At 66.5% G+C, this 1,491-nt stretch carries 3 protein-coding genes; 2 read left to right on the plus strand and 1 reads right to left on the minus strand.

What is annotated here, in order from left to right; genetic code table 11:
* Positions 1-216, minus strand: a 216-nt coding sequence (locus tag D7V88_RS41440; RefSeq protein WP_147449148.1) for a hypothetical protein, incomplete at its 3' end; no start/stop codon positions are given.
* On the opposite strand from D7V88_RS41440, the gene D7V88_RS42820 reads away from it, so the two are divergent.
* The gene (locus D7V88_RS42820) at positions 215-565 is read left to right on the plus strand and encodes a hypothetical protein (RefSeq protein ID WP_147449149.1); all 351 of its coding nucleotides are present in this window, start codon (positions 215-217) and stop codon (positions 563-565) included. The two genes, D7V88_RS41440 and D7V88_RS42820, sit on opposite strands and share 2 nt — an antisense overlap.
* 175 nt (positions 566-740) lie before the next feature.
* Positions 741-1,491, plus strand: a 751-nt coding sequence (locus D7V88_RS41450) for a serine/threonine protein kinase (protein ID WP_147449150.1), incomplete at its 3' end; no start/stop codon positions are given.

A 1,491-nucleotide genomic window follows, 5' to 3' on the forward strand; every position in this document is an offset into this window, starting at 1 on the left:
GAAGGAAAGCTCCGCCGTGAAGAGTGCTCCCATCGTCGAAAGCCCCCCTGTCTCCTCGGCCCCGCGGCCGCTCGCCTCCAGCAGCACTCGGGGGGCGTTCCTGAAGAAGTGTGCCGCCGTGAGCGCGGCCGTGGCCTTGCAGTTGGGTTGCCCCAGCAGCTCCCAGGTGCGGCCCGAGGCCGGCACGGCGTGCCCCGAAGAGTCATACAGAGTCATGAGAACGCTGAACTTCTTTCCACCCAGAAGCCTTGACGTGGTCATTGACGTGAAACGTCCGGGACTTCCTGCCGACGAGAATGTCTATTCCGATGGTCCTGTCACAAGCATCGTCCAAGCCGGCTCTGGAAGGATTCCCGTGGGCACGCTGCTCTACGGGCGGCTGTGGACGGCGGATGGTAACTTGGTGATACGTTACACGGAGCTGCGCCTCCCCAACGGAGACGTCCACCCCGTCTGCATTTCCGTGGGCGAAGAGGGGCCCGAGCCCGGGTATGAGGGCTCCAAGCCCGGGGCTGTCCAGTATTCACGGACCGCCAACGCATTTGCCGTGAAGCGTTGGCCCTGAGTCCAGGCGTGTAAAGGACATTTACGTTTTCGGAAAGGGGGCACGGACTCGGAGTGAATCCGGCTGCGCCCCTCTTTCAACCCATGGCGTCCTTCCCAGGGGTCCAGCGCCGCAGGTAGTTTCCCGGGTGGCTTTGCACGTGTCTCCTTCCACGTGCCTCCAGGAGACTCCCCTCATGGCCAGTGTTTTTGACCCCCCGTCCCCCGGGGGGGCAGTCCTCTTTTCCCACGGCGACACCTCCTACGAGTTCTTCCAGGACCTGGGCACGGGCCGCAATGGGGAGCGCGTCCTGCTGGCCCGGCCCCGGACGCCCACCGGCTACCAGGCCAAGGTCGTCCTGAAGTGCGTGGCCTTGCCAGAGGGGCCCCTGCCGGAGAAGTACCAGCGCACGCGTGCGCGGCTGGAGGAGGAGGTGCGCCTGGCGCAATTCCTCCAGCACCCCAACATCGCCCGCGTCCACGGCCTCTTTGAAATGAAGTACGGGCTGTGCGCCGCAATGGAATGCGTCGAGGGCTTCACCCTGGATTCACTGCTCTCCATCGCCCAGGTGCGCAGGCGCTACTTCTCCGAGTCCTTCGTCCTGTACGTGGGGGCGGAGGTGGCCGCGGCCCTGGCGTATGCCCACACGCGCACGGATGACGAGGGCGTCCCATTGGGCATCGTCAACCGCGACGTGAATCCCACTCGCATCCGCCTCCGCCCGGGTGGCGGTGTGGCGCTGACGGACTTCGGCGTCGCCTTCTCCCGGTTGGGCGGGAGGGTGGCCACGACGCTACCGCGGCCCCCGGGTGACGCCATCTACGCCGCCCCCGAGGCGCTGCTCGGGGAGACGACGGATGCCCGCGCGGATCTTTTCTCGTTGGGCCTGACGCTGCTGGAGTTCGCCACGGGGCGGCACCTCTACGACCCTGGGGACAGCCTCGGGG

This window comes from Corallococcus terminator (genome assembly GCF_003611635.1).
GTDB lineage: Bacteria > Myxococcota > Myxococcia > Myxococcales > Myxococcaceae > Corallococcus > Corallococcus terminator.